The sequence below is a fragment of the Serratia sp. BFP-2025 genome, assembly GCF_050880365.1.
GTDB classification, from domain to species: Bacteria; Pseudomonadota; Gammaproteobacteria; order Enterobacterales; family Enterobacteriaceae; genus Serratia; species Serratia surfactantfaciens.
Genome location: NZ_JBPAFV010000001.1, coordinates 1065672 through 1089471, shown reverse-complemented (window position 1 = coordinate 1089471; position 23800 = coordinate 1065672). Strand labels below are relative to the sequence as shown.

Here is a 23800-nt window from a genome sequence, read left to right as displayed (position 1 = left end):
TCATCCCCTTAGGGGTACGGGCAAACAAAAAATTAAATAACTTAAAATCAATAAGTTGATCAACATCACTTCCTTGTTTTTACCGGCTCGCCACTTCACTGGAAACTAATGGGTACTTCATTCGAGGTATGGGGTTATGCTCAGGGATAATCAAAAATATGGCTGAATCGTTACTTTTTTTATCCCCGTCGCCGCCTTCGCCCCTGAGCTTCAGCGGCGCTAAACGCCAGGAATCCGGACTTATGAAACGCCTGTTGGCCCCGCTTTCGATCGTGAATCAGGTCGCCCTGCTGATGTTACTGTCGGGCATTCTGGGCGTGGCCGGCATGGGCATTTCCGCCTGGATGTCGCAAAGCATTCAGGGCAACGCGCATGCCATCAACAAGGCCGGTTCGCTGCGTATGCAAAGCTATCGCCTGCTGGCGCAGGTGCCGCTGGACGCTCGGCACGAAATTCTGATTCAGGAACTTGAACGCGACGAAAACAGCCCAGACCTGCAGCGCTCGGTGGAACAAGAGGGGCTGACACAGCCTTTCGTCGCCTTGCACGACTACTGGCAGCAGACTCTGCAGCCTCGCCTGCGCAGCGCGCAGCGCCCGGCCGATGCCGCACCGCAGGTGGCGCACTTCGTGCAGCTGCTGGACAAGCTGGTATCGGACATCGATCGGCAAACCGAGCGCCGCCTGCTGATGGTGACGCTGGTGCAGGCCGGCTTCATCGCACTGACGCTGTTGCTGTTGTTCGGCACCACCTGCTACCTGCGCCGCCGGTTGCTGCATCCCTGGCGGCAACTGGTAGAGATGGCGTTAGCGGTGGGCCGCGGCGATTTCAGCCGCCGCTTTCCCCAGCGCGGACACCAGGATGAAATGGCCTCGCTCGGCGGCGCGTTGAATACCATGTCCGATGAGCTGTCTGCCACCTACAGCGGGCTGGAGCAACGCGTAGCCGAAAAGACCGCCGACCTGCAGCAGAAAAATCAAGTGCTGAGCTTCCTCTATCGCGCCAGCCGCCAGCTGCACGCCAACGAACCGCTATGCAGCCGCCTGACGCCGCTGCTCAACCAACTGCAAACCCTGACGCCGCTGCGCGCCATCCAGGTGCGGCTGTATGAAAACGACAGCCGGGAACCGCTGCTGCAGCTGAGCGGCAACCAGCCGTTGCGGCCGGAGCACTGCCACAACCCGGTGTGCAGCGCCTGCCTGAACGACAGCGATCGCCAGCATCCCGATAACCCGTCGCTGAGCTGGAGCCTGAGCGACAAACTCGGCGACTACGGCGTGATCGTGGCTCAGCATGCGCCGCAACAGCCGCTGAACGATGAGCACCGCCAACTGATCAACACTCTGGTAGAGCAACTGACCAGCGTGCTGGCCATCGAACGCCAGGTCGACCACCAGCAACAGCTGATGCTGATGGAGGAACGGGCGGCGATCGCTCGCGAACTGCACGACTCCATCGCTCAATCGCTCTCTTGCCTGAAAATGCAGATCGCCTGCCTGCAGATGCAGGGCGAAACGCTCTCTTCCGCCAGCCAGGCGCTGGTGCAACAGATGCGCGAAGAGTTGAACGGCGCCTACCGCCAGCTGCGCGAGCTGTTGACCACCTTCCGCCTGCAGCTGACCGAACCGGGCCTGCTGGCGGCGCTGCAATCGACGGTGGCGGAGTTCAATCCCAAACTGGGCCTGACCATCAACCTCGATTACCAGCTCGGGCCGCGCACGGTGCCCGCCTATCAGGCCATTCATCTGCTGCAGATCGCCCGCGAGGCGCTCAGCAACATCCTTAAGCACGCCGCCGCCAGCCAGGTGAGCATTCAGGTCATCAATAAACGGGGCGAAGTGACCCTGAGCGTTTGCGACAACGGACGCGGCCTGCCGGCCGAGACGTCCCGCCCCGACCATTACGGCCTGATCATCATGCGCGATCGCGCCAAGAGCCTGCATGGCCGCTGCGACATTTTACCGCGCAGCGGCGGCGGCACCGAAGTGCGAGTCAGCTTCACGCCGGATAACCACGCCATCGACTAACGGAGACACCATGACGACAGAAACCGCCGCCACAATTTTACTGATCGACGACCATCCCATGCTGCGCAACGGCGTAAAACAGCTGATCGGCATGGACGCTCGCCTGCAGGTTATCGCCGAAGCCGGCAGCGGTGAGCAAGGCGTGGAACTGGCGCAACAGCACGATCCGGATCTGATCCTGCTCGACCTGAACATGCCCGGCATCAACGGGCTGGAAACGCTGGATCGCCTGCGCCAGACCGACCTGTCAGGGCGCGTCGTGGTGTTCAGCGTATCCAACCATGAAGACGATGTCGTCAGCGCGCTCAAGCGCGGCGCCGACGGCTATCTGTTGAAAGACATGGAGCCGGAGGAACTGCTGAAAGCGCTGCATCAGGCGGCGGCCGGGCAGATGGTGCTCAGCGAAACGCTGACGCCGATCCTCGCCGCCAGCCTGCGTGAAAACCGCCCCAGCGCCGAGCGCGATATTCAGCAGCTGACGCCGCGCGAACGGGATATTCTCAAGCTGATCGCCCAGGGGCTGCCGAACAAGCTGATCGCGCGCCGCCTGACCATCACGGAAAGCACCGTCAAGGTGCACGTCAAACACCTGCTGAAAAAGATGAAGCTGAAATCCCGCGTCGAGGCCGCCGTGTGGGTGCTGCAGGGTAAAAACGGTTAATCTTCCCCGTACAACGGCCCGGTTTGCGCCGGAATGGGCGGCGGCGTCAGGGTTTGGATCGCCGGCAGGTCCTCGCCATCGCCGGCGCTCGCCGTCAGCGGCGGCGCCACTTTCAGCTCGATCCAGTTGGACGTCACGCGTTGCTGCTTGTCGTCCTCCAGCGTGACCGACAGCCGGTAACTGTTGGCGGCACCCGGCGCGTCATCCCACGGCGGCACGATCGCCGTCCAGCCCTGCGGATCGTTGGCGTTGTGCGGCGGCGTCAGGCTCAGCGCCTGCGTATCCCCCTGCCAACTGACATGAGAAATCCCGTGCAACGCCTTGATTTCCAGCACCAGCGGCACAGTCTCTCCCGCCTGCAGGTTCCACGGCGGCGTAGCCAGGAACACCTGCAGCGTCTTGCGCTGACGGAATTCCAGCACCGGCACATTTTTACGCTCGATGGGATCGTAGCGGCTGCCGCGCAACGACTTGGCCTGCGCCACATACTCCGGCGAAATCTGCTTCACCAATGGCACCCCGAGCCGATAGCTCAGCGCCAGCTCAACCTGATCCTGGCTTTGGCCGCCCGCGCCAATCTTATGCAACGCCTTCATCGTCACCAGCGGCACCGGGGTGTAATTGAGCCCCAGCTGCATGGCGCGCGGATCGTTTTGCTTTTTCCCGCTGCCGAACAGATCGACATTATCGCCCAGATATTGCTCATAGCTGAGCGAACCGCCGATCTGGCGATAAAACGGCAGATAGCCTTGCGTCGTGATGTCGTAGCCTCGCGCCGGACGGCTGAAGAACACCCCATCGCCGGGCTGTTGCGACAACGCCGACAGCGGGTAGTAATAGTTGGTGGAGAAACGCAGATAGTCTCCCCAGGCCTCCGCGCCGATGCTGCCGCGATTGCGCTGCCGGGCGAAATCGCTGTCGAGCGCGGTGTTGTAACCCAGCAGCCAATCGCCGGCGATCCAGCGCTGCCCCAGTGCAAAATTGCCCAGCGCCCCGGCGCTTTGCTGCAGCCAGCCGATCTGGCTGTAGGTCAATAGCCCGTCGACGTCGTACAGCGGGCTGAATAGCTGACCATTGCTGCCGGTAAAGTCGCCCTCACCGGTCATCTTCAGCGACAGCCTGGCGGTCCCCAGCGGAGACAGCAGCTCCTGCGCCTGTTGCTGCAGCGCGCCGGTCGCCTGGCCCAGCAAATAATCCTCAGCGCGGCTGCGCATCTGCTGACGAGACACATTGTTCAACTCTTGTTCACCGAGCTGCTTGGCCATCTCGGCCCACTGCTTTTCGCGCGCCGCGTCGTCGGGCGCACCGCCCAGCTCGGGCAAATTCGCGGCAGGATCCGCGGCGGTCTGTTCGGAAGGGATCACGCTGTCCGGCGCCGGTGGGGACTCGGCGCACGCGGGCGCCGCTCCGGCCAGCCACATCAGCGGCCCGGCCAGCCACGCCGTCTGACGCCGGCGCCAGAATCGTTTTTTGGTCTTGTTGAGTACTGCCTGAATGACGTCGTTCATGACACCGTTAGCTCCCTCCTTCCTGGAGCACGCCAACCCACTGCTGCGCCGCCGCCTTCCCGCGACAGTTCTGAAAAACCTCACGCCCCGACCAGGCGGGTGTGCCTCTACCCTAAAGCCTAACGGCTTGACGAGAAGAAACAATAGGATAAACCCCTAATCCCTCTTTTGTGACGACGTCACATTACGCGGTTTACCCTTTCATTTCAGCCATCGGGTGAATTCACGCCATTTTAGCGCCGATTTTGCCGATAAAAAGTACGCCAGCCTCTGCGCGCCGCCGCGCATGGCGTTGCACTGCCATGTAATCAGCACAGTGCCGATGCGTGCTATCGCGCGTTCCCCGCAGGCAGCCGCGTTTCACTCCGATGAAATCAGCATTTTGCCGTTATTTTAAACGCCTGTTTTACGGTTGGCGGAGTCCTGATGTTAATTTCTCTACTGTGGCACGCGCTGTTTTTCACCGCGCTGCTGGCGGCAGGCCTGGGCGCCTTCGCACTCATCACCCGACTGGAGCGAACGGTAACCGCACGCGCCACCCCGTCGACATTACGTCGCCGCAGCCTGCTGTTGACGGCCCTGGGTTTGACTGTGGCGGCGCTGCCTTTCGAGCTGCCGGCGGCGCAGCGGTTATGGTTGCCGGCGGCGGCGGCGCTGCTGATCGCCCTGGCGTGGCTGGACTGGCGTCATCGCTGGTTGCCGGACCGACTGACTCAGCCGCTGCTGTGGGGTGGGCTGCTGTGCAACCTGGACGCTCGCTGGGCGCCGCTGGACGACGCGGTTATCGGCGCCGCCGCCGGTTACGGGGCACTGTGGCTGCTCAACGCGCTCTATCGGCTGGTGCGGGGGCGTAACGGCATTGGCCAGGGCGATTTCAAGCTGCTGGCGGCACTGGGTGCCTGGCTCGGCTGGACGGCATTGCCGCTGCTGGTCTGTCTGGCGACAGTATTCGGACTCGGCGCGGCATTGGCGCACGGCCTGCACAACCGCCGCGCCTGGCGCGCACCGCAACCTTTCGGCATCGCCCTGGCGGCCGCCGGCTGGCTGTTGCTGATGATGAACGCCGGCCAAAATGTGCCGGCGTTGTTCGGTTAGTTCTTCAGCGCGTCGATCAGTCGATTGAGTACACCGGCCACTTCCGCCGTGCTGGCCGTTGTCGGATTGGCCAGGGGCTGGATCGCCGCAAGCCTGGTCGTGGAGAGCACCTCATCGCTGCGGACTTCCAGCGCATCGGATGGCGGTGCGTTTAACGATCCGCCATCCGGTCGCCAATAGCTGCCTCGCGTAGTCTGCACCTGATAGCTGCCAAAACCAAAGTCCTTCTCGACGCGGTAATATATTTCGCAGCTCAGCGGCCCGGTGCGCCGCAGCATAAAAGCGCCTTTCGCGCTATAGCTGCCTTTATTGACGACAAAGGCGGCGGCCTGCGAAGACAGATCGAACGTGATATACAAATCGCACGCCAGCACTTTGGTGCTTACTCCCTGTTGCAGAGTAATGTGCGTTGTGGGTTGCCGATCCGGCGCAGTCAGGGTGCCTAAAAAAGTCCACGATTGCTGTTTCGAGATATTGCGTGGCAGATGATTGCTGGTGGCGGAAGGCGCTATCCCCCGCTCCCCCAAACTGTTCATCACCTCAACTCCGCTCAAAAATGACGTGACGTCGACGGTGCTTTTGCCGGCTACCGCTACGCCGCCGTTGTATACGTTGCTGAACGTCACCTCGGTATTGTTGTTGCAGGCGGCGATCGCCACCGGGAAGGAAGTCGTCGAACCGCTGTAAAGACTCAACTGGCCGATATCCCAACGGGATTCGTTGATGAATCGGCACAACACGCCGCCGCTCTCCACGTTCTGCGCGTCCTGGATATTGATATTGCCTATTGTGCCTTGGGCAAAGTTGGTGGACAGCACGCTGACATTGGCGGCGCGCTGCGTGTTGCGGTTCTCGCAGCCCAATGAATTGATCGTGCCGTTAAAATCTTTGAAATAGTAGATATCGCCGATGCAGTCATCCGCAGCCAACGAGCCGACAGTAGAGTAAAACCCTGAGATTCTGAACGCAGTACCCTTGGCACGCGCAGCATAAAGGCCATCGATAAAGTTGGTGGTGCCGGACTTGTCCATCCACAACACCCCATCGCCCGGGCGACTGGCGTTAGCCTCCATCTGCACATTCACCAGCCAGTTAATGAACATGTCGCCCGAGACAAACAGCGAATAACCGCCGACGTTGGTGTAGATATCACGGATATCGAACTTCGTCATATTGCGATCGCTAAACCATACGCCGTGGGTGTCGTCTACGCCGGTATCATCCCGCAGCGTCAAGCCGTGCAGCGTCAGATTGGCGAATCCTTTCACTACGATTACCGCTTTCTTCGTTTCACCCTGTTCATTGGTGTAACTGCTGTCCGCGGTCTTGACGATTTTGGTCGCTCGCCCCAATCCGACCACCCGCAAACCGATGCCGCCGTAGATGTCCGTTGTCGTCTGAATGAGTACATGTCCAGCGACCGTATATACCCGTTTCCCCAGAGACAGTGTACCGCCTGCTTGCAACGCCGCCTCCGCCGCTTTGTTGATAGCCGGCCCCCAGTTGCTTCCGTCGCTGTCCTGATAAAACTGTTCCGGCGTCACAACCTCACCGGTGGCGAGCAAGGTTGCTGCGCGCTGTACTGGAACGTTTTCGTTATTGTCCATAATATCTCCTGACGTGATGTGTTCGCATCATTGCGAACGACCGCGCTGAAAGGCGTAAATAACGCCACCTTTCAGCGCCAATCTATCACCGCCACATGAGCACGTTATGAAATTTCATTTTATTTCACCTTGATACAACATCTCGCGTTTCGCGGTTGCAACAGCACGCGATTTCACACGCTGTCGGCCTTTGGCGCGCCAGAAGCCCGGCCAGGCGCGCGGCGCGGTCGCTACTTACTCACCCGGTCCAGATACAGCATGCTGTTGGCGATATCCACCCGAGCATCTTGAACGTTGTTGCGTAATGCCACCAGCGTTTGCCCCTGCAGCGCCACAACATAGGGCGAACTGGCCTGCAGTTCCCGCTGCAGCGTAACGTAGCGTGCGCTGCGCGCGGCGTTGTCGCCCTCCGCGGCCGCCGCGCGCGTTTCCGCGCTGATGGCGGGTATGCGCCATTGGGTGCGCCAGGCCAGGGTTTTCGGCCCGTCGGCCACGTTATAAGCAAATGCGCTGGCGTTGGTGTTCGGATCCAGGTAGTCGGCGCCCCAATAGGTGAATATCGCCTGAAAATCGCGACCGCGCATCTTGCCCCACAGATCGCTTTCCACCACCGGATGGATATCCAACCGCAGCCCGGCCTGCGCAAAACTGGCCTGCAGCGCCTGGGCGATATCGGTATACGGCGGCTGATTGATGACGATTAGGTCGATGCGCGTGCCTTCAGCGATGCCGGCATCGCGCAGGATCTGTTTGGCTTTATCCACGTCGAGCTTAAACGGCCGATCGTTGAGCGCACCGTCCAATCCCTGCGGCAAGAAAGCCTGATGCACCCGATATTGCCCTTTCAGCAACCGCTCGGCGATGCTCTGATAGTCCACCAGCCAGCGCGCCGCCTGCCACAGCGCCGGATTGCCCAGCGCCGGGTTGTCTTTGCTGCCGGTGTTGAAACCGAGATAATACACCCGGGGCGCATCGGCCTGCTCGATGCGCACGCCCGGCGCCTTGCGCAGCGAGTCGAATTGATCGGCACCCAGATCGTAGGCCACGTCGGCATCCCCCTTCAGCAACAGCAGGCGGCGGGTGCCGGCGTCGCTGACATTCTTGAACAGCACCGTTTTCAGCCGAGCCGGCGACGGCGCATAGTCGTTGCGGCCAAACAGCAGTGCCTCGTGCGGCACATAGTTATTCACCCGATACGGGCCGCCGCCGGCGGAATGGCTGCGCAGCCAGGCGTTGCCGTAATCCCCCTGCTGCGCATGCTCATTCAGCAGCTTCTCATCCACAATCGAAGCCACATTCGCCGTCAGCAGACGCAGCGCCAGCTCACTGCCGATATTGGCCGGCCAGCTGAGCTGCACCTGGTCATCCCCGATCTTCTTCAGCTGCTGTTCAACGTTATCCGGCGTCCAACCAAACTCGGCGAGAATAAACGACGGCGCCTTGTTCAGCTTCACCGCACGCACCAGTGAGAAAATCACGTCCTCAGGCCGTAACGGATTACCAGAGGCGAAGCGTTGCTGCGGTTTCAGGGTAAAAGTCAGGCTGCGGCCATCGGCGCCCGCTTGCCAACTGCCTGCGGCGTCCGGCGCCAGCTTTTGCGGCGCGGCGCGATCCGGCGCTACCAGGCGCTGATAGAGGTTGACCAAATTGGCCGAGCTGACGGTTTCAAAGCTCTCCGCCGGATCGAGGCTGATAATGCCCTCCAGCGAACTGACCACCACCAGGGTGTCTTGCGGGGTGGCGGCCTGCGCACCGAAAGCGGCCGCCAGCGCGCCACACAACAAAGTTGGAATTAACCGTTTCATCGATACACTCTCCACAATCACGCGGTTGCGTTGTTTTTCGAGTGTAGGGGGTAAAAATTAACAGAAGAACGACGATAAATTGCTTTATTTATTACCAAGATGGATATGCCCGCCGCGTTGGCGGGCACAGGTTTAAATGATGATGCGACCGTGCGCCATCGCTACCGCGCGATCGCACATGTGGTCGATGACGTCCGCATCGTGGCTGACCAGCACCATGGTCAGATCGCCCGCCTGCTTCAGCTCGTTGAGCAGATTGAGGATCTCCGCCTGTACCGACATATCCAGCGCCGAGGTCGGCTCATCCAGCAGCAGCAGCTTCGGCCGCAACAGCAGCGCGCGCACGATCGCCACGCGCTGGCGCTGGCCACCCGACAGCTGATGCGGATAGCGATCCAGCAGGCGCGGATCCAACCCGACCTGGCGAAATCCCGCGCTGATCTTGCGTTCGATATCGCTTTCCTGCAGCAGTTTGAGCGGCTCGGACAACGTGCGCAGCAGCCGGTGTTTGGGGTGCAGCGAAGCATAGGGATCCTGAAACACCATCTGCACTTCGCGCCGCAGTGGGCCGGTAAACGCCTGGCCCGGTTGCAGCCGCCGCCCCAACAGCTCAAAGCCGCCGCGCCAGCTGTCGTTCAGCCCGGCCAACACCCACAGCAACGAAGACTTGCCGCAGCCGGAAGGCCCCACCAGCCCGAAACACTCGCCCGGTTCGATGCGCAGGTTAACGTCATGCACCACGGTGCGCAGTTCGTATCCCTGACGATGGCTGATACTCAGGTTATCCAGTGCAATCACGCTCATTTCAAGGTCTCCAACAGCGCCCGATCCAGCACCGGCAATGGTTTGCCGCGCGTCTCGCGGCTCGGCCGGCACGCCCACAGCGTGCGGGTATAGGGATGCGTGGCCTGCGCCAACTGCGTCGCCGGCAGCTGATCCAACAGCTCACCCTTGTACATCACCAATACCCGTTCGCAGTGGTGCGCCACCTGCTGCAAATCGTGGCTGATCAGGATCAGGCCCATATTGCGTTGTGCGACCAGATTTTCTATCAGCTGCAGCACCTGATCGCGCATCTGGTGATCCAGCGCCGAAGTCGGTTCGTCGGCAATCAGCAGCTGCGGATCGTTGATCAGCGCAATGGCCAGCATCACCCGCTGCCCCATGCCGCCGGAGAGCTGATGCGGATAGCGCCGGCACAGCGCCGCCGGATCGGGCAACCCCACCGCCGCCAGCATCTCCAACACTTTTTCACGCCGCTCGGCGCGACTCAGCTTCGCATGCAGCACCAGCGGCTCCTCGACCTGACGCCCAATCGGCTGATTGGGGTTCAGCGCATGCTTGGGGTCTTGCATCACCATCGCCACCCGATCGCCGCGCAGCCGGCTCCACTGGCGTTCGCTCAGCCGCGTGAGGTCTTCGCCGCCCAGCGTCAGGCGCTGCGCCTGCAGCTGCAACGGCGGCGGCAACAGCCCCATCAGCGCACGCGCGGTCAACGATTTGCCCGAGCCGGACTCGCCGACCAGCGCCAGGCGCTCCCGCCCCATGCTGAACGAAATATTTTTCACCAGCGCCACCGGCTGCGGCCCCGGCACGCCGATCGCCAAACGCTCGACGGTCAATAAGGTGTTATCAGTGCCCATGACGAGGATCCATTTTGTCGCGCAGGCCATCGCCCAGCAGGTTAAAGGCCAGGCTGGCGAACAGGATCGCCCCGCCCGGTGCGGCGGCGACCCACCATTGGTCGAAAATCACTTTGCTGCCTTCGGCCACCATCGAGCCCCATTCGGCGGTCGGCGGCGCGACGCCCATGCCGAGGAACCCCAGACCGGCTGCGGACAGGATGATGCCGCCCAGGCTCAGCGCCGCGCGCACCACCGCGCTCGGCAGGCACAGCGGCAAAATGTGGCCAGCCATCAGCCGCAGCCCGCGGATACCCTGCATGCGCGCCGCCGCCAGGTAATCGCTGCGCCTCAGCGCCAGGGTTTCGGCCCGCGCCTGGCGGGCAAAGGCCGGCCAACTGGTCAATGCCAGCGCCAGCGCGCCGTTCATCAGCCCCGGCCCCATCACCGCCACGAACGCCAGCGCAATCACCAGACTCGGCAACGACAGGAAAATATCGGTCAGGCGCATCAAAACGCGTTCAACCCAGCCGCCGAGATAACCGGCACAGATACCGACCAGCAGACCGATAGGAATGGTCAGCACCAGAATCAGCGACACCAGAATCAGCGTCGGCCGCGCGCCGTAAATCACGCGGGAGAGCAAATCGCGGCCGAAGCCGTCGGTGCCCAGCCAATGCTCGGCGGAAGGTGGCAGCAAACGCAGCTCGATATGCTGCAGATTAGGATCGAAAGGCGCCAGCCACGGGGCCACCAACGCGGTGACGATCAGGATCGCGACCAGCGCCGCGCCCAGCGTCAGCGTGGTCAACCGCCGACCGGTGCGGTAACCGACGGCCGGCTCGCTTTGCGGTTCGTGTTCAGAAAGATATTGGCTCATCGGGTTCGCGGATCCACTAAATAGGTCAAGGCGTCAGCCAGCGCATTCAACAGCACAAAACAGGTGCCGATCAGCAGCGTGGCGCCGAGGATCGCCGGCGTGTCGGCGGCAAACAGCGCCGAAGTCAGGTAACGCCCGACGCCGGGCCAGGCGAACACCGTTTCGGTCAATACCGCGCCCTCCAGCAGGCTGGCGTAGGAGAGAGAAAGTACGGTGATCAGCGTGCCCAGCACGTTAGGAAACACGTGGCGCAGCAGAATGCGCAGACGCCCGGCTCCCTTGGAACGCGCCAGCGTCACGTATTCCTTGTTGCACTCTTCCAGCATCGCCGCACGCAGCAGCCGGGTGATGCCCGCCATCGACAGCAGCGCCAGCGCCACCACCGGCAGCCACAGGTGGCTGATGGCGTTATAGAACATCTCGCGATCGCCGGACAGCCAGCTGTCGATCAACACGAAACCGCTGCGCGGCTCCATGCTGTACAAGTAGATATCGTCCAGCCGCCCCGGCCCCGCCGACCAGTGCAGCGTGGCGTAGAACAGCAGCAGCCCGAGCAGGCTCAGCCAGAAAATCGGCACCGAATAGCCGATCAGCGACAGCAAACGCGCCGCGTTATCCAGCCAGCTGCCCGGTTTGAGCACCGCCAGAAACGCCAGCGTAATGCCGCCGAGGGCGCCGAGGATAATGGCGCAAGTGGCCAGCTCCACCGTCGCCGGGAAGGTACGCAGCAGATCGCTCAACACCGGCTGGGCGGTGATGCGCGAAATGCCCAGATCGCCGTGCGCCAGGTGCGTCAGATAACGCCAAAACTGCACCGGCAGCGGCTGATCCAGCCCCAGCTCATGCCGCACCTGCGCATAGGTGGCTTCACTGGCGTGATCGCCCGCCACCTGCAGCGCCGGATCGATCGGCGCAAGGTGCGACAACATGAAGGTGAACAACAGCAGGCCGAGCAGCGTTAACGCCAGTGACAGCGCGCCGCCAAGCAGCCGCCCGCCCCAGCGCCAATACCGCCGGGCAGCTCCGGCGGAAGCGGAGAGTTCAGCGGCCATTACTTGCTGACCTTGCTGTAGAACACCATGTCAGGGTTGATGCCCTGTACATAGCCCTTGAGATTGTCGCGCACCGCGATCAGGCTGCGCGCCTGCAGGCCGATGACGAACGGCGAGCTTTGCTGCACCTGTTTTTGCAGTTGCTGGTAGTCGGCCACCCGTTTGGCGGTGTCGTTTTCCGCGGTGGCGGCCAACGTCAGCTTGCTCAGCGCCGGGATCTGCCAGTTAGCGCGCCAGGCCAGCGTCTTGCTGCCGTCTTCCGGATTGTAGGCGAAGGCTGCGGCATTGGTGTTAGGGTCGAAATAATCCGGCCCCCAGGAAGTCAGCGTCGCATCGTAGTTAAGCGCTTTCACCTTGGTGGAGACCTGTGAGCTGATGCCCGGCACCAATTCGACCTTCACGCCGCCCTGGGCGAAACTGGCCTGCAGCGCCTGGGCGATATCCAGATACGGCGGCTGATTGTTGACGTCCAGACGGAAACTGACGTTGCTGAGCCCCGCTTTGGCCAGTATCTCTTTGGCTTTTTGCGGATTGAAGCTGTATGGCTGATCCTTGAGCGCCCCCAGATAACCCTCCGGCAGAAACGCCTGATGGCTCTGGAACTGCCCTTTCAGCAGATCGTCGGCGATGCCTTTATAATCGAACAGCCAACGCGCCGCCTCCCAGAACGCCGGATTGCCGAGCGCCGGCGACGCCTTGGCGTTGAACTGCAGGAAATACAGCGAAGCATAGGGAATAGCCAGCGGTTTGACGCCCGGCTTGCCCTTCAAGGCCGCCATTTGGTCGGCCCCCAGGTTGCGCGCGATATCGGCATCGCCCTGCTCGATCAGCAAGCGACGCGCGGCCGGATCGGGCACGTTTTTGATCAGGATGGTTTTCAGCGTCGGCGCGCCTTCCGGCGAGCCCGGGTTGGCGTCCAGCACTACCACTTCATGCGGCACATAGGTGCGGATTTTGTAAGGACCGCTGCCGGCGGAGTGGCTGTTCAGCCACTGGTGGCCCAGATCGTCGCCCTGCTGATGTGCCAGCGCCTCTTTGGCGTCGACGATCGACGATACCGGCGCCGACAGTAGGCTGAGCACAAAGGCCGGGCTGACGTTTTCACTCCAGCTGATTTTCACCTGGTGGTCATCCACTTTGATCAGATGTTGCTCGACGTTTTTCGCGTTCCAGCCCAGCTGCGTCAGGATAAACGACGGTTCCAGATTCAGCTTCACCACCCTTGAAAGCGAGAAGATCACATCCTCCGGCCGCAGCGGGTTGCCGCTGGCGAACCTGGCGTCCGGGCGCAGACGGAAGGTCAGGCTGCGGTTGTCGGCACCGGCCTGCCAGCTGCTGGCCAGGGTCGGCTTGAGATCGATGGGGTTGTGCGGATCGGACTGGATCAGACGTTGATACAGGCTGTTGAACGACTGCACCGTGGTCAACTCAAATCCCTGGGCCGGGTCAAAACTGACCACGTCATCGATAGATTGCGCGATCACCAGCGTGTTGGCCGGCGTCGCCGCCTGTACGTTTACGCTGGCCGCCACGGCCAAAAACAGCAAAGAAGGAACGAGCGCTTTCATCTGAAACTCTCCAAGCGGATGGAATTTATAATAATTTTGCGAGTGTATGCGAGCACGATCGGCAGCTGAAGGTACTTAAATCACTATAGATATTCTTTTTATGTATATAGCTGGGATTTTGATTATTAGGCGGGCTTTGGGGCAAATGCGGCAGGAATTGCCTGCCGCCTCTCGCTTAAATCTGATAGTCAATCACCGCATCCAACTGCGACGAGAAGACTTTGTCCTTGATTTCGGTTAGCGACAGCGTGGGGTTGCACAGTTGGATAAAGCGCCAGGCATAGTTGCGCTGCAGCTGGCTGCGCTTCAGGCCCAACCATACCGTATTAGGTTCAAACAAATGCTCGGCGTTGAGGCTGACCAATCCGCGATCGCGTTCTTTTTCATACGACATGTCAGCCAGCACGCCCACGCCTAACCCCAATTCAACGTAGGTTTTAATCACGTCGGAGTCCTGTGCGCTGAGCGCGATGTCCGGCGTCAGCCCCGCCGTTTTAAACGCCGCATCCAGCTTCGCGCGCCCGGTAATGCCCTGGCGGTAAGTAATCAGCGGCAAGGTGCTGAGCATCTCCAGCGTCACCTGCGGCTGTCGCGTCAACTCGTGCCCTTCCGGCACCAGAATGGTGTGATGCCAGCGATAGTAAGGAAACGCCGCCAACGATTCGTCACTCATCAATCGTTCGCTGGCGATGCCGATATCGGCTTCGCCGGCGGCCAACATCGAAGCGATCTCCTCCGGGCTGCCCTGGTTGAGCACCACCCGCACCCGTGGATAAAGCGCGCGAAACTCTTTGATCACCCCCGGCAGGCTGTAGCGCGCCTGAGTGTGCGTCGTCGCGATATGCAGCTGCCCCGAATCGTTGCTGCTGAAAACGTCCGCCAGGCGACGGATGTTATTGGCATCGTTGAGAATGCGCTCCGCCACCACCAGCAGCTCTTTGCCGGGTTCGGTCATGCCCAGCAAGCGCTTGCCGCGGCGAATGAATATTTCGATACCCAGTTCTTCTTCCAGCTCGCGAATATGGCGGCTGACGCCGGACTGCGAGGTAAATAAGGTATTGGCGACCTCAGTCAGGTTGTAGTTGCAGCGCGCCGATTCACGAATAATTTTTAATTGTTGAAAGTTCATCCCCGTCTCCCTGTTTCTTGCAGTAGCGTTTGCCATATTGATACGGAGTCCTGCGAGGCTGAACAAATAAGAAATAACCTTTAGTTATGCAATTTAATACTAAGTGAATTATTCATCGTTGCTCTCGGCTCAACAAGGCACAACGAAATGCCAAATGACTTTAAAAATAAAGAGATAAATAACCATACAAAAAATAAGCATTAAATAATCATGCAGAAGAAAGTTATTAAATATAGGCATTAGATATATAAAAAGGGCTCAGCATGCTGAGCCCTTCAGTGTCTGCTGCCCTGCTAACGCCTCAGGCCGTGGCTTCAGCCCCGAAAGCGCCAGGGCGGTTCTGTTGCAACCACTGCTGTACATAGCGCACCAGATCGCCGATGCAATCATCCTGCATGCCGTGGTGTTTCAGCTCGTTATCCAGCGCAAACAGATATTGCGCGTTGGTGCCCAGCGGGCCGCTGGCGCTAGCGATCAATGGCGCGATCACCTGGTAGCTGGTGTCTTCTTCAAACAGCGGGTGCTGCGGGTTCATCACAAATACCAGCGCGGTCACGACCTCGCCGCCATCCAGCTGCAGCTCGCACCAGGTAGGCACGTAGCAATCGGTGATCATCTCGCGCTTCCACAGCAGTTCCAGCTCTTCGCGCAGCTTGTTTTCCGGCAGGCGGAATGCCAGGCCGGTGGTCTGGCCGCCCTCTTTCAGCGCCAGCATCCGCCCCGGCTGGTGCAGCGTGCCGCGCCCGGCGGTCAGGCGCATGCAGAACGCCCGATGCCAGCCCGGCAGCGTGGCGGGCCGCACTTCTTCCGATTCAAAAACCGGATTCCACATCAGCGAGCCGTAGCCGAATACCCATACCGGGCTGTGATCCGGCCGGCGCGATAACGTGCAATCCAACGAGGCTGCCCGCTGTTCAGGCGTCAGCAACATCGACTCCTCAATAGCGCCGAATGCGGTTTTACAATCCGCTTTTTGCAGAAAATCTCGCGTTAACACTGTTACAACCTCCCGGGAATACGATTGCTCGTCCTCCCTCGCCACTGCTGAACCTTTGCAATTTTATTTTTGGTGCGGAATTTTATTAATTCAATAACCGCGCCTATTAATAATGACCTTATTCTTTTCCCGTCGCGCAATCAAGTTGCAAAGCGGTATTAAAGTGAAAAAGTATTTGTACTGAGCAGCAATAATATTAATTCCCGTGGTCGCATAGCGCATGTGCGATCCTCACCGCGGGGAAAACGTGACTTTTTGCGCCCGCACGCGTTGTCGCCGGGCGCTGTTGAACGCTTCCTTATAATAGAGCGCCTGCGCATGTTTGGCTTCACCGCGTTCGGCAAGCCGTTCGCGGCGTGGCAGAACATCATGCCCTCGGTGCATGTTCCGAGAATCCTGACTAAACCGGGTTCGCGGCCGATGCGCCTCAATGAGCAAACAATTCTCATTATCAAACGGCATGATATACTCACCGCCAAACGAACTATAAGGAGATCCCCGTGACTACCGAAGCCCCTCGCTCACGCGCCCCCTACCTGATTGCCGTCAGCGCCGTACAGGACATTACCCCGCATCTGCGCCGCATCACCTTTACCGCGCCCGATCTGCGCTACTACCCGGCCAACGCCGCCGCAGCGCACATCAAGGTATTTTTACCGCTCGCCGGCCAAACCCAGCCGGATCTGCCGACGCTGACCGAAAACGGCCCGCGCTGGGCCGCGGACGCCGTGCGCCCGATCGTGCGCACCTATTCCATTCGCGCCGTGCGCCCGGAGCAGGCAGAAGTGGACATCGAGTTCGCCATCCATGACCACCAAGGCCCGGCGGTCGACTTTGCGCGCCAGGCGAAAGCCGGCGATAAAATCGGCATCAGCAACCCGGGTGGCCCGAAACCGATGCTGCCGCAGGCCGACTTCTACAGCCTGGCGGGCGACCCCTCCTCGCTGCCTGCGCTGGCCGCGCTGCTGGAAAACCTGCCGCCGCATAGCGCGGGGCGCGCTTTTGTCCGCGTTGACAGCGCCGCCGACGTGATTGAGCTGAAGAAACCGGCGGACGTTGAAGTCAACTGGGTCGTTGGCGGCACGGAAAAAACCGACGAATTGATCGCACTGTTCCGCGAGCAGTCCTTGCCGCAAGGCGAGACGCATTTTTGGCTGGCCGGTGAAGATCGTTTGGTGGTAGGGCTGCGCCGTTACCTGCGCCGCGAACGCCAATGCGATCGTAATCGTCTTTATGCCGTACCTTACTGGCGTGAGGGACTAAATGAAGAGGGTTATCATAATAAACGGCATGAAATCATGGATAATATTGACGACTAACGGTCGCATTTTCCTTGATTAACCACGCACTAAATAAGTAAACACGACTTTTCTCAAATCTAACGTTAAAAAACAGCGTTATTGCGTAAAAGTAAGTAAATAAAACCGCACCCCGTGCGGTTTTTTTGCTACCCTAATCACATAAAGCAAGCAATTGCTTTCTCAGATAAAAACAACATCACACCGGCGCCGTGGGTGTATCCTAATATAAAATACCTACTGGAAACGCAGAGTTGCCGTGTTACGGCGACCGGCGCTGACGGGCTACGCTGTTTGAGAAGGAGTGCCACCCTCATGAAGTCGCAACACGATCCTGGCCGATCCACCAAATCTCGCCACACCGAATACTCGCTGATCTTCCCCATCGCCGCACTGGTGGTGTTGAATCTGTGGAGCAGCACCACTAATTTTCCGCTGATCGTCGGCATCAATATTCTCGCGCTGGTGGGGATCCTCAGCAGCGCCTTCAGCGTTGTGCGCCACGCCGACGTGCTCGCCCACCGTTTGGGCGAACCCTACGGTTCGCTGATCCTCAGCCTGTCGGTAGTGATCCTCGAGGTCAGCCTGATTTCGGCGCTGATGGCCACCGGCGACGCCGCGCCGGCGCTGATGCGCGACACGCTGTACTCCATCATCATGATCGTCTCCGCCGGCCTGGTCGGTTTCGCACTGTTGCTCGGCGGGCGCAAGTTCGCCACCCAGTACGTCAACCTGGGCGGCATCAAACAGTACCTGATGGCGATTTTCCCGCTGGCGGTGATCGTGCTGGTATTCCCGAGCGCGCTGCCGGGCGGCAACTTCAGCACCGGGCAAGCGCTGTTGGTGGCGCTGATCTCCGCCGCCATGTATGGCGTATTCCTGGTGATCCAGACCAAAACCCACCAGAGCCTGTTCGTGTACGAGCATGAAGACGATGATGGCGACCCGCATCACGGCAAACCTTCTTCGCACAGCAGCGCCTGGCATGCCGCCTGGCTTATCGTGCACCTGATCGCGGTTATCGCCGTCACCAAATTCAACGCCAACCCGCTGGAAGGCCTGTTGACCAAGGTGAATGCGCCGGCGCAGTTCACCGGTTTCCTGGTGGCGCTGTTGATCCTGTCGCCTGAAGGGCTGGGTGCGCTGCGCGCCGTGCTGAACAACCAGGTGCAGCGCGCCATGAACCTGTTCTTCGGTTCGGTACTGGCGACCATCTCCCTGACGGTGCCGGCGGTGACCATCATCGCCACCCTGACCGGACAGACGCTGATCTTCGGCCTGCAAACGCCGCATATCGTGGTGATGCTGACGGTGCTGCTGCTGTGCCAGCTGTCGTTCTCGACCGGCCGCACCAACGTGCTAAACGGCACCGCCCACCTGGCGCTGTTCGCCGCCTACATGATGACTATCTTCGCCTGATCAAAAAGGGGCGCACTCTGTGCGCCCCTGTCTGCGTTATACCGAGAAGAATATCGCCGCGGCGATCCCCCCGAACAAAATCCACTTGATGATGTAATAACCGGTGCGGTTCCAGGCCTTCAGGCGTTTCCCCACCCGGCGTATCGCATAGATATATTTGAACATCTTGTTGACGCCGCCGGTGCGATCGCCCTCTTCATTCGGCGCCGTGGCAGCGCTCATCAGATTGCGCCCCAGCCAATGGTTCACCGCCTGCGTCCAGCGGTAGCGCATCGGCCGTTCGATGTCGCAGAACAGGATCAGACGATTCTGCCCGCTCTGGTTTTCCGCGTAGTGCAGATAGGTTTCATCGAACATCACCCCTTCACCGTCGCGCCAGCTGTAGCGCTCGCCGTCCACTTCAATGAAGCAACGGTCGTCGTTGGGGGTAATCAACCCCAGGTGATAACGCAGCGAACCGGCGTAAGGGTCGCGGTGACGCGGCAAACGGCTGCCGTCCGGCAGTTCGGCGAACATCGCCGCCTTGACCGAAGGCAGGCTGCGCAGCAGCTCAGTGGTCTGCGGGCACAAGGTCATGGCGGAAGGATGGCTGTCTTCATACCATTTCAGATAAAAGCGCTTCCAACCGGTCTTGAAGAACGAGTTGAAACCGGCGTCGTTGAATTGATCGGACGCTTTGATCTGCTGGATCTCCATCAGCTTCTGTCCTTCGTCGCGGATGGTCTCCCAATTCTCCCGCAGTACCGCCAGCTCAGGGAACTGCTCCGGCTTCAGGTACGGCGTAGTCGGCACGCGAGAAAACAGATACATGAAGACGTTCAGCGGTGCGGTAAAGGTGGAATGGTCAGACAGCTGCCGCCATACGTTGTAGCGCACTCGTCCGCGGTAATGCACATAGACGACGCATAAAATAAGCAAAATCAGAATGATATATTTCATGTTTGAATCGCAGCAAAGAACCCACACTCAATGCGCCGCGCGGCGCACACCCCAGATAGTGTCCTTTTGGCGGCACACGCAAACTGCGCGCCAATCTGGAACCCATTAATCATTAACGCTAACTCAACGAAAATCTATACAAATAACCACAATAATTTACACAAAGGTTAAACGAGAGGGGAGATTGCGGAGATAAAAAAGGCCGCCGAAGCGGCCTTTCCATTAGCGGATAGGTTAACTGTAAGCGTTGAGCGTGCGCTGGCACAAAGCGGAGCGTACGCAGTCCTGTTTTTCAAAGCGGATAACGCCGATCATCTCGTCCTCTTCGAAGCGCTCCAGGGCGTCGCTGAGGCCGGATTTTACGCCGCGTGGCAAGTCGCACTGGGTCACGTCGCCGTTAACGATAACCGTCACGTTTTCCCCTAGGCGGGTCAGGAACATTTTCATCTGGCTGGCGGTCACGTTCTGGGCTTCATCCAGGATAACGACCGCATTTTCGAAGGTGCGTCCGCGCATATAAGCGAACGGTGCAATCTCTACCTTGCCGATTTCCGGCCGCAGGCAGTACTGCATAAAGGAAGAGCCCAAACGGCGCACCAGAATGTCATACACCGGGCGGAAATAAGGGGCGAATTTCTCGGAGATATCCCCCGGCAGGAAACCGAGGTCTTCATCCGCCTGCAAAACAGGACGGGTAACGATAATCCGATCCACCTCTTTATGGATCAGCGCCTCCGCCGCCTTGGCGGCGCTGATAAATGTTTTGCCGCAGCCGGCTTCGCCGGTGGCGAAGATCAGCTGCTTATTTTCTATGGCTGATAAGTAATGACCCTGAGCTTCGGTTCTAGCCTCGATGGGTGAGCTATCGCGCTTGTCTCGCGCCATGCCGATAGACTCGACTCCCCCCATTTGCACCAGCGAGGTCACAGACTCTTCTTCCAGCTGGCGATGACTACGAGCGTCACGACGAATAACGCGTTTCGCTTCACGACGTGCTTTGATCACTGCTTTCTGTCTACCCATAGTGGCACCTTACAGTTTGTTTCACCTACCGCAACGGCCAGGCCGCGCGATTATGTTTCACACACGTATTAGGTTTTGGCCTCCTCCGAGCCAATAAGAGCCAAGGGACAAAGTGAATCGACGGCAATGCTTCGACGCCGTATCTTCACGGGACAACGCGGACTGCATCAATAAACGTGGAGTAAAAAACGATGAGATTCGGTAGCGATAAGGGTGCGGAGTTGCCGGTAAAAGAGAGTCGGAGAGAGAACCCTCGTAACAACGAGAAATCAGGGGAGATGTGTTATTTTTTCTTTCCAGCCCAACCAAGGACTTTACCATTAGCGATCCCCGCAGTGATATTTACAGCTTCAAGCTGTGCACCGTGTGAAAACTACCGCCAGATGATTACAGTATAATGACATTCAATCCCACAGCGTTACTAAAATGTAAAAAAATTTAATATCTTTTGTTTTCAGTTAACGAAAAAACACTATATCACGCCTAAGACGTCATTCCATAGAAAATTATAATCAATAAATATCAATGAATTACAATTAAAAACCACGAATGACACTTTGGTTTCCCGATTAAATTTTGCGCAATCAAAAACAGCGCAACTGCGGTTTTTTTAATCTGCCGGCACAGCATTGAATTGCGTTTCATCGTTCATTGCCCCCTACGGCGGGAAAGACAAACGTAAAGCGAGGCGGAAGATCCCGCCCCGCCATTCCGTCTTCAGGCCTTGAGCAAGCCGCTGGCCAGATAGTCGCCGCCCTCTTTCACGCCCGGCAATACGAAGAAATACCCGCCGCCGATCGGCTTGATGTATTCCTCCAGCGCTTCGCCGTTCAGTCTTTTTTGCACCGTCAGAAACCCTTTTTCCAGATCGGCCTGATAGCAGACGAACAGCAGCCCCATTTCCAGCTGGCCGGCATTGGATACGCCAAGGGAATAGCTGTAGCCACGCCGCAGCATCAGATTGCTTTGGCTTTCCGGCGTGCGCGGATTAGCCAATCGGATATGCGCATCCATCGGGATCACCTTGCCGTCGGGATCGTTCGCATAGTTCGGCTCATCATGTTCATGCTTCATGCCGAGCGGCGCGCCGCTGTGCTTTTCACGGCCGAAAATGGTTTCCTGCTCCTGCAACGGCGTGCGGTCCCAAAACTCAACGCGGAAACGAATAATGCGCGCGGCCTGATAGCTGCCGCCCGCCGTCCACGCCGGCTCGCCGACGTTGTCACCGACCCATACCACCTTATCCATCAGCGGCTTATCGTCGGTTTTCGGGTTAGCGGTGCCGTCTTTGAAGCCCAACAGGTTAATCGGCGTCTCTTTGCCTTTGCTGCGCGCCGCATGCGCGGAGATAAACCCTTCCCGTTTCCAGCGCACGCTGAGCAGATCCGGCGAATGCTTGATGATGTCGCGCAGTGCGTGAATCACCGTTTCATTGGTGTTGGCGCAGATCTGCAGCAGCAGATCGCCATGGCACAGCCCGGCGTCCAACGCATCGTTGGGGAAGCGTGTCATCTTCTGCAACCGCAGCGGCTTGTGCGCCTGCAGGCCAAAGCGCTCGTCGAACAGCGAGGCGCCGACCGAGACGGTGACGGTCAGATTGTCCGGGTAAATCTCCGGCCCCATGATGCCGGAATCGAGCGGCGGCAGCTTGGCATCCACCTCCGGCGCCTTGCCGCCGCGGGTCAGGAAAGCGATGCGATCGGTCAGCAGCCTAAACAGACGCTCCAGATCCGCTTTGCTGATCGCCAGCACGTCGAACGCCACCAGCATCATCGCCGCCTGTTGCGGGGTCAGCACCCCGGCCTGATGGCGGCCATAAAACGGCTGTTTCTGCCAGCGCTCATCCTGCGGCGCTGCCAACGGCTCCGCCGCTTTGTCCGCCGCCTGCACCAGGCGGCTGCCGCCCAGCGCCAGCGCGCTCAGCCCCAGTCCCTGCAGCAAACGGCGGCGTGAAGGGGATGCAGCCCCCTGAGAGTGCGGATGAGGCCCGTTATTCGGGCCTGCCTTGTTGCTCATAACCGTATGCCTCAGTCCAGACCCAATACGCCACGCAGTTGGGAAAGATCTTCCGCCAGGGTGGTGATCGGCCCTTTCAGCGCATTGCGATCGGCATCGGTCAGCTTCTCGTAGGACTCATACCCCTCTTTGGTTTGGTACTTCGCCAAAATGGTGTCGACGGTTTTGAAGTTGGCGTCGATCTTGTCCAGCAGCGGCTTGTTGGCTTTGATCAACAGCGGGCGCAGCAGGTTAACTATCTTCTGCGCACCGTCGACGTTAGCCTGGAAATCCCACAAATCGGTGCGGCTGTAACGGTCTTCTTCACCGCTGATCTTGCTGGCCGCCACTTCTTCGATCAGCCCGGCCGCGCCGCCCACCACCTTGCTCGGCGGGAAGGTCAGTTCACTCACGCGTTTTTGCAGCTCAACGGTGTCGTGATACAGGCGATCGGCATATTTACCCATGTCTTTGGTGGAGTTATCAGCAAACAGCGCCTTCTCCAGACGGTGGAAGCCGGTGAAGTTAGGGTCCGCCGATTTCTTTTCGTAGTCGTCTTCACGGGCGTCGATACTGCCGTCCAGATCGGAGAACAGTTCGGCGATCGGTTCGATGCGCTCATAGTGTTGGCGGGTAGGCGCATACAGCTTGCGCGCTTGCTCCACATTGCCGGCCTTCACCGCGTCGGTGAACAGCTTGGTCTGTTTCACCAGCCCATCGACCTCTTTGGTGACGTAGACCTTGTATTCGGCGATCGGGCCGACCAGGTCCAGCGCGCTCGGCTTGCCGTCGGTGGCGCCGCCGGCCGCTGCGGTGACGGTCAGTTTGCCTTTCGGATTGCTCAGCAGCCCGCAGGTCATGTCATATTCGCCCGCCTCGAGCGTGGCGGTCATTTTCTGGGTGAAGCCCGGCGCGATGTTCTCGCGCTCTTCCACCACCATCACCCCTTTCAGGATTTCCCATTCGACGTTTTTCTGGCTGGTGTTGTGCACCACAAACTGCGTCTTGCCGGCCGGCACGGTCAGCTGCATCGGCTCACACTGTTTGTCGTTGACCGTGACCTTGACCTGCGGCACATCCGCCGCCAATGCGTCGATGCTCAGCGCAAACGCCGGGATAGCCAGTAATGCTGCGTGCAACGCCTTGCGGCGAAATAACGGAGTAGACATACGAGA

The 23800-nt window shown here is 59.4% G+C and carries 19 protein-coding genes; 5 read left to right on the top strand and 14 right to left on the bottom strand.

Features of this window, described 5'->3' with window-relative positions; translation table 11 throughout:
• The first annotated feature begins 242 nt into the window (after positions 1 to 242).
• Together narX and narL are read left to right on the top strand one after the other, a co-directional pair.
• Complete coding sequence (narX, locus tag ACRAWE_RS05050; protein WP_432525053.1) at positions 243 to 2027, top strand: nitrate/nitrite two-component system sensor histidine kinase NarX; 1785 nt, start codon at positions 243 to 245, stop codon at positions 2025 to 2027.
• Positions 2028 to 2037: 10 nt separating this feature from the next.
• On the top strand, positions 2038 to 2688 hold the full coding sequence (gene narL, locus ACRAWE_RS05045) for a two-component system response regulator NarL (RefSeq protein ID WP_019452900.1): 651 nt from the start codon (positions 2038 to 2040) through the stop codon (positions 2686 to 2688).
• Here narL and ACRAWE_RS05040 read toward each other — a convergent pair.
• Complete coding sequence (locus ACRAWE_RS05040) at positions 2685 to 4196, bottom strand: YchO/YchP family invasin (protein WP_019452901.1); 1512 nt, start codon at positions 4194 to 4196, stop codon at positions 2685 to 2687. The genes narL and ACRAWE_RS05040 overlap by 4 nt on opposite strands.
• Before the next feature lie 426 nt (positions 4197 to 4622).
• On the opposite strand from ACRAWE_RS05040, the gene ACRAWE_RS05035 reads away from it, so the two are divergent.
• Positions 4623 to 5291, top strand: a complete 669-nt coding sequence (locus tag ACRAWE_RS05035) for a prepilin peptidase (RefSeq protein WP_154746371.1) — start codon at positions 4623 to 4625, stop codon at positions 5289 to 5291.
• On the opposite strand, the gene ACRAWE_RS05030 is transcribed toward ACRAWE_RS05035, so the two are convergent.
• The 9 genes from ACRAWE_RS05030 to ACRAWE_RS04990 form a co-directional block, all read right to left on the bottom strand.
• Complete coding sequence (locus ACRAWE_RS05030) at positions 5288 to 6898, bottom strand: hypothetical protein (RefSeq protein WP_432525050.1); 1611 nt, start codon at positions 6896 to 6898, stop codon at positions 5288 to 5290. The genes ACRAWE_RS05035 and ACRAWE_RS05030 overlap by 4 nt on opposite strands.
• Before the next feature lie 230 nt (positions 6899 to 7128).
• A complete protein-coding gene (locus ACRAWE_RS05025) occupies positions 7129 to 8703 on the bottom strand; it encodes an ABC transporter substrate-binding protein (RefSeq protein WP_025159828.1) in 1575 nt (524 codons plus the stop codon).
• Positions 8704 to 8835: 132 nt separating this feature from the next.
• A complete protein-coding gene (locus ACRAWE_RS05020; protein WP_432525048.1) occupies positions 8836 to 9507 on the bottom strand; it encodes an ABC transporter ATP-binding protein in 672 nt (223 codons plus the stop codon).
• Positions 9504 to 10346: an ABC transporter ATP-binding protein gene (locus tag ACRAWE_RS05015; RefSeq protein ID WP_154746375.1), complete on the bottom strand. Its 843-nt coding sequence runs from the start codon at positions 10344 to 10346 to the stop codon at positions 9504 to 9506. Before ACRAWE_RS05015 ends, ACRAWE_RS05020 begins: the two co-directional genes overlap by 4 nt.
• Positions 10336 to 11205, bottom strand: coding sequence for an ABC transporter permease (locus ACRAWE_RS05010; RefSeq protein ID WP_432525045.1), 870 nt, complete (start codon positions 11203 to 11205; stop codon positions 10336 to 10338). The genes ACRAWE_RS05015 and ACRAWE_RS05010 overlap by 11 nt, the downstream gene beginning before the upstream one ends.
• On the bottom strand, positions 11202 to 12257 hold the full coding sequence (locus ACRAWE_RS05005) for an ABC transporter permease (protein ID WP_154746376.1): 1056 nt from the start codon (positions 12255 to 12257) through the stop codon (positions 11202 to 11204). Before ACRAWE_RS05005 ends, ACRAWE_RS05010 begins: the two co-directional genes overlap by 4 nt.
• On the bottom strand, positions 12257 to 13825 hold the full coding sequence (locus ACRAWE_RS05000) for an ABC transporter substrate-binding protein (protein WP_063918531.1): 1569 nt from the start codon (positions 13823 to 13825) through the stop codon (positions 12257 to 12259). Before ACRAWE_RS05000 ends, ACRAWE_RS05005 begins: the two co-directional genes overlap by 1 nt.
• A 175-nt stretch (positions 13826 to 14000) precedes the next feature.
• Entirely contained in the window at positions 14001 to 14954 is a 954-nt protein-coding gene (cbl, locus tag ACRAWE_RS04995; RefSeq protein ID WP_019452911.1) for an HTH-type transcriptional regulator Cbl, read from the bottom strand.
• Positions 14955 to 15255: 301 nt separating this feature from the next.
• The gene (locus ACRAWE_RS04990; RefSeq protein WP_025159829.1) at positions 15256 to 15951 is read right to left on the bottom strand and encodes a gamma-glutamylcyclotransferase; all 696 of its coding nucleotides are present in this window, start codon (positions 15949 to 15951) and stop codon (positions 15256 to 15258) included.
• A gap of 500 nt (positions 15952 to 16451) precedes the next feature.
• Here ACRAWE_RS04990 and ACRAWE_RS04985 point away from each other — a divergent pair, with 500 nt between their 5' ends.
• On the top strand, positions 16452 to 17270 hold the full coding sequence (locus tag ACRAWE_RS04985; RefSeq protein ID WP_019452914.1) for a siderophore-interacting protein: 819 nt from the start codon (positions 16452 to 16454) through the stop codon (positions 17268 to 17270).
• A gap of 294 nt (positions 17271 to 17564) precedes the next feature.
• Positions 17565 to 18668, top strand: a complete 1104-nt coding sequence (gene chaA, locus ACRAWE_RS04980) for a sodium-potassium/proton antiporter ChaA (protein ID WP_019452915.1) — start codon at positions 17565 to 17567, stop codon at positions 18666 to 18668.
• 36 nt (positions 18669 to 18704) lie between these two features.
• Here the strand turns inward: chaA and lpxO are convergent, their stop codons facing one another.
• From lpxO to efeO, 4 genes are all read right to left on the bottom strand, one after another.
• On the bottom strand, positions 18705 to 19607 hold the full coding sequence (lpxO, locus tag ACRAWE_RS04975) for a lipid A hydroxylase LpxO (protein WP_019452916.1): 903 nt from the start codon (positions 19605 to 19607) through the stop codon (positions 18705 to 18707).
• A gap of 234 nt (positions 19608 to 19841) precedes the next feature.
• Entirely contained in the window at positions 19842 to 20630 is a 789-nt protein-coding gene (gene phoH / locus ACRAWE_RS04970) for a phosphate starvation-inducible protein PhoH (protein WP_015378226.1), read from the bottom strand.
• Positions 20631 to 21347: 717 nt separating this feature from the next.
• Positions 21348 to 22646 carry an iron uptake transporter deferrochelatase/peroxidase subunit gene (gene efeB / locus ACRAWE_RS04965; protein ID WP_432525040.1) on the bottom strand — a complete coding sequence of 433 codons (1299 nt, stop codon included), beginning with the start codon at positions 22644 to 22646 and terminating at the stop codon, positions 21348 to 21350.
• 11 nt (positions 22647 to 22657) lie between these two features.
• Complete coding sequence (gene efeO, locus ACRAWE_RS04960) at positions 22658 to 23794, bottom strand: iron uptake system protein EfeO (protein WP_019452918.1); 1137 nt, start codon at positions 23792 to 23794, stop codon at positions 22658 to 22660.
• Positions 23795 to 23800 lie beyond the last annotated feature (6 nt).

Bases quoted from the DNA above. Each gene is read 5' to 3' on its own strand.
- phoH (WP_015378226.1), bottom strand. From the start codon at position 20,630: ATGGGTAGACAGAAAGCAGTGATCAAAGCACGTCGTGAAGCGAAACGC.
- cbl (WP_019452911.1), bottom strand. From the start codon at position 14,954: ATGAACTTTCAACAATTAAAAATTATTCGTGAATCGGCGCGCTGCAAC.
- narX (WP_432525053.1), top strand. From the start codon at position 243: ATGAAACGCCTGTTGGCCCCGCTTTCGATCGTGAATCAGGTCGCCCTG.
- ACRAWE_RS05020 (WP_432525048.1), bottom strand. From the start codon at position 9,507: ATGAGCGTGATTGCACTGGATAACCTGAGTATCAGCCATCGTCAGGGA.
- ACRAWE_RS05035 (WP_154746371.1), top strand. From the start codon at position 4,623: ATGTTAATTTCTCTACTGTGGCACGCGCTGTTTTTCACCGCGCTGCTG.
- ACRAWE_RS05025 (WP_025159828.1), bottom strand. From the start codon at position 8,703: ATGAAACGGTTAATTCCAACTTTGTTGTGTGGCGCGCTGGCGGCCGCT.
- efeO (WP_019452918.1), bottom strand. From the start codon at position 23,794: ATGTCTACTCCGTTATTTCGCCGCAAGGCGTTGCACGCAGCATTACTG.
- ACRAWE_RS05015 (WP_154746375.1), bottom strand. From the start codon at position 10,346: ATGGGCACTGATAACACCTTATTGACCGTCGAGCGTTTGGCGATCGGC.
- ACRAWE_RS05000 (WP_063918531.1), bottom strand. From the start codon at position 13,825: ATGAAAGCGCTCGTTCCTTCTTTGCTGTTTTTGGCCGTGGCGGCCAGC.
- efeB (WP_432525040.1), bottom strand. From the start codon at position 22,646: ATGAGCAACAAGGCAGGCCCGAATAACGGGCCTCATCCGCACTCTCAG.
- narL (WP_019452900.1), top strand. From the start codon at position 2,038: ATGACGACAGAAACCGCCGCCACAATTTTACTGATCGACGACCATCCC.
- ACRAWE_RS05040 (WP_019452901.1), bottom strand. From the start codon at position 4,196: ATGAACGACGTCATTCAGGCAGTACTCAACAAGACCAAAAAACGATTC.
- chaA (WP_019452915.1), top strand. From the start codon at position 17,565: ATGAAGTCGCAACACGATCCTGGCCGATCCACCAAATCTCGCCACACC.
- ACRAWE_RS05030 (WP_432525050.1), bottom strand. From the start codon at position 6,898: ATGGACAATAACGAAAACGTTCCAGTACAGCGCGCAGCAACCTTGCTC.
- lpxO (WP_019452916.1), bottom strand. From the start codon at position 19,607: ATGAAATATATCATTCTGATTTTGCTTATTTTATGCGTCGTCTATGTG.
- ACRAWE_RS05005 (WP_154746376.1), bottom strand. From the start codon at position 12,257: ATGGCCGCTGAACTCTCCGCTTCCGCCGGAGCTGCCCGGCGGTATTGG.
- ACRAWE_RS05010 (WP_432525045.1), bottom strand. From the start codon at position 11,205: ATGAGCCAATATCTTTCTGAACACGAACCGCAAAGCGAGCCGGCCGTC.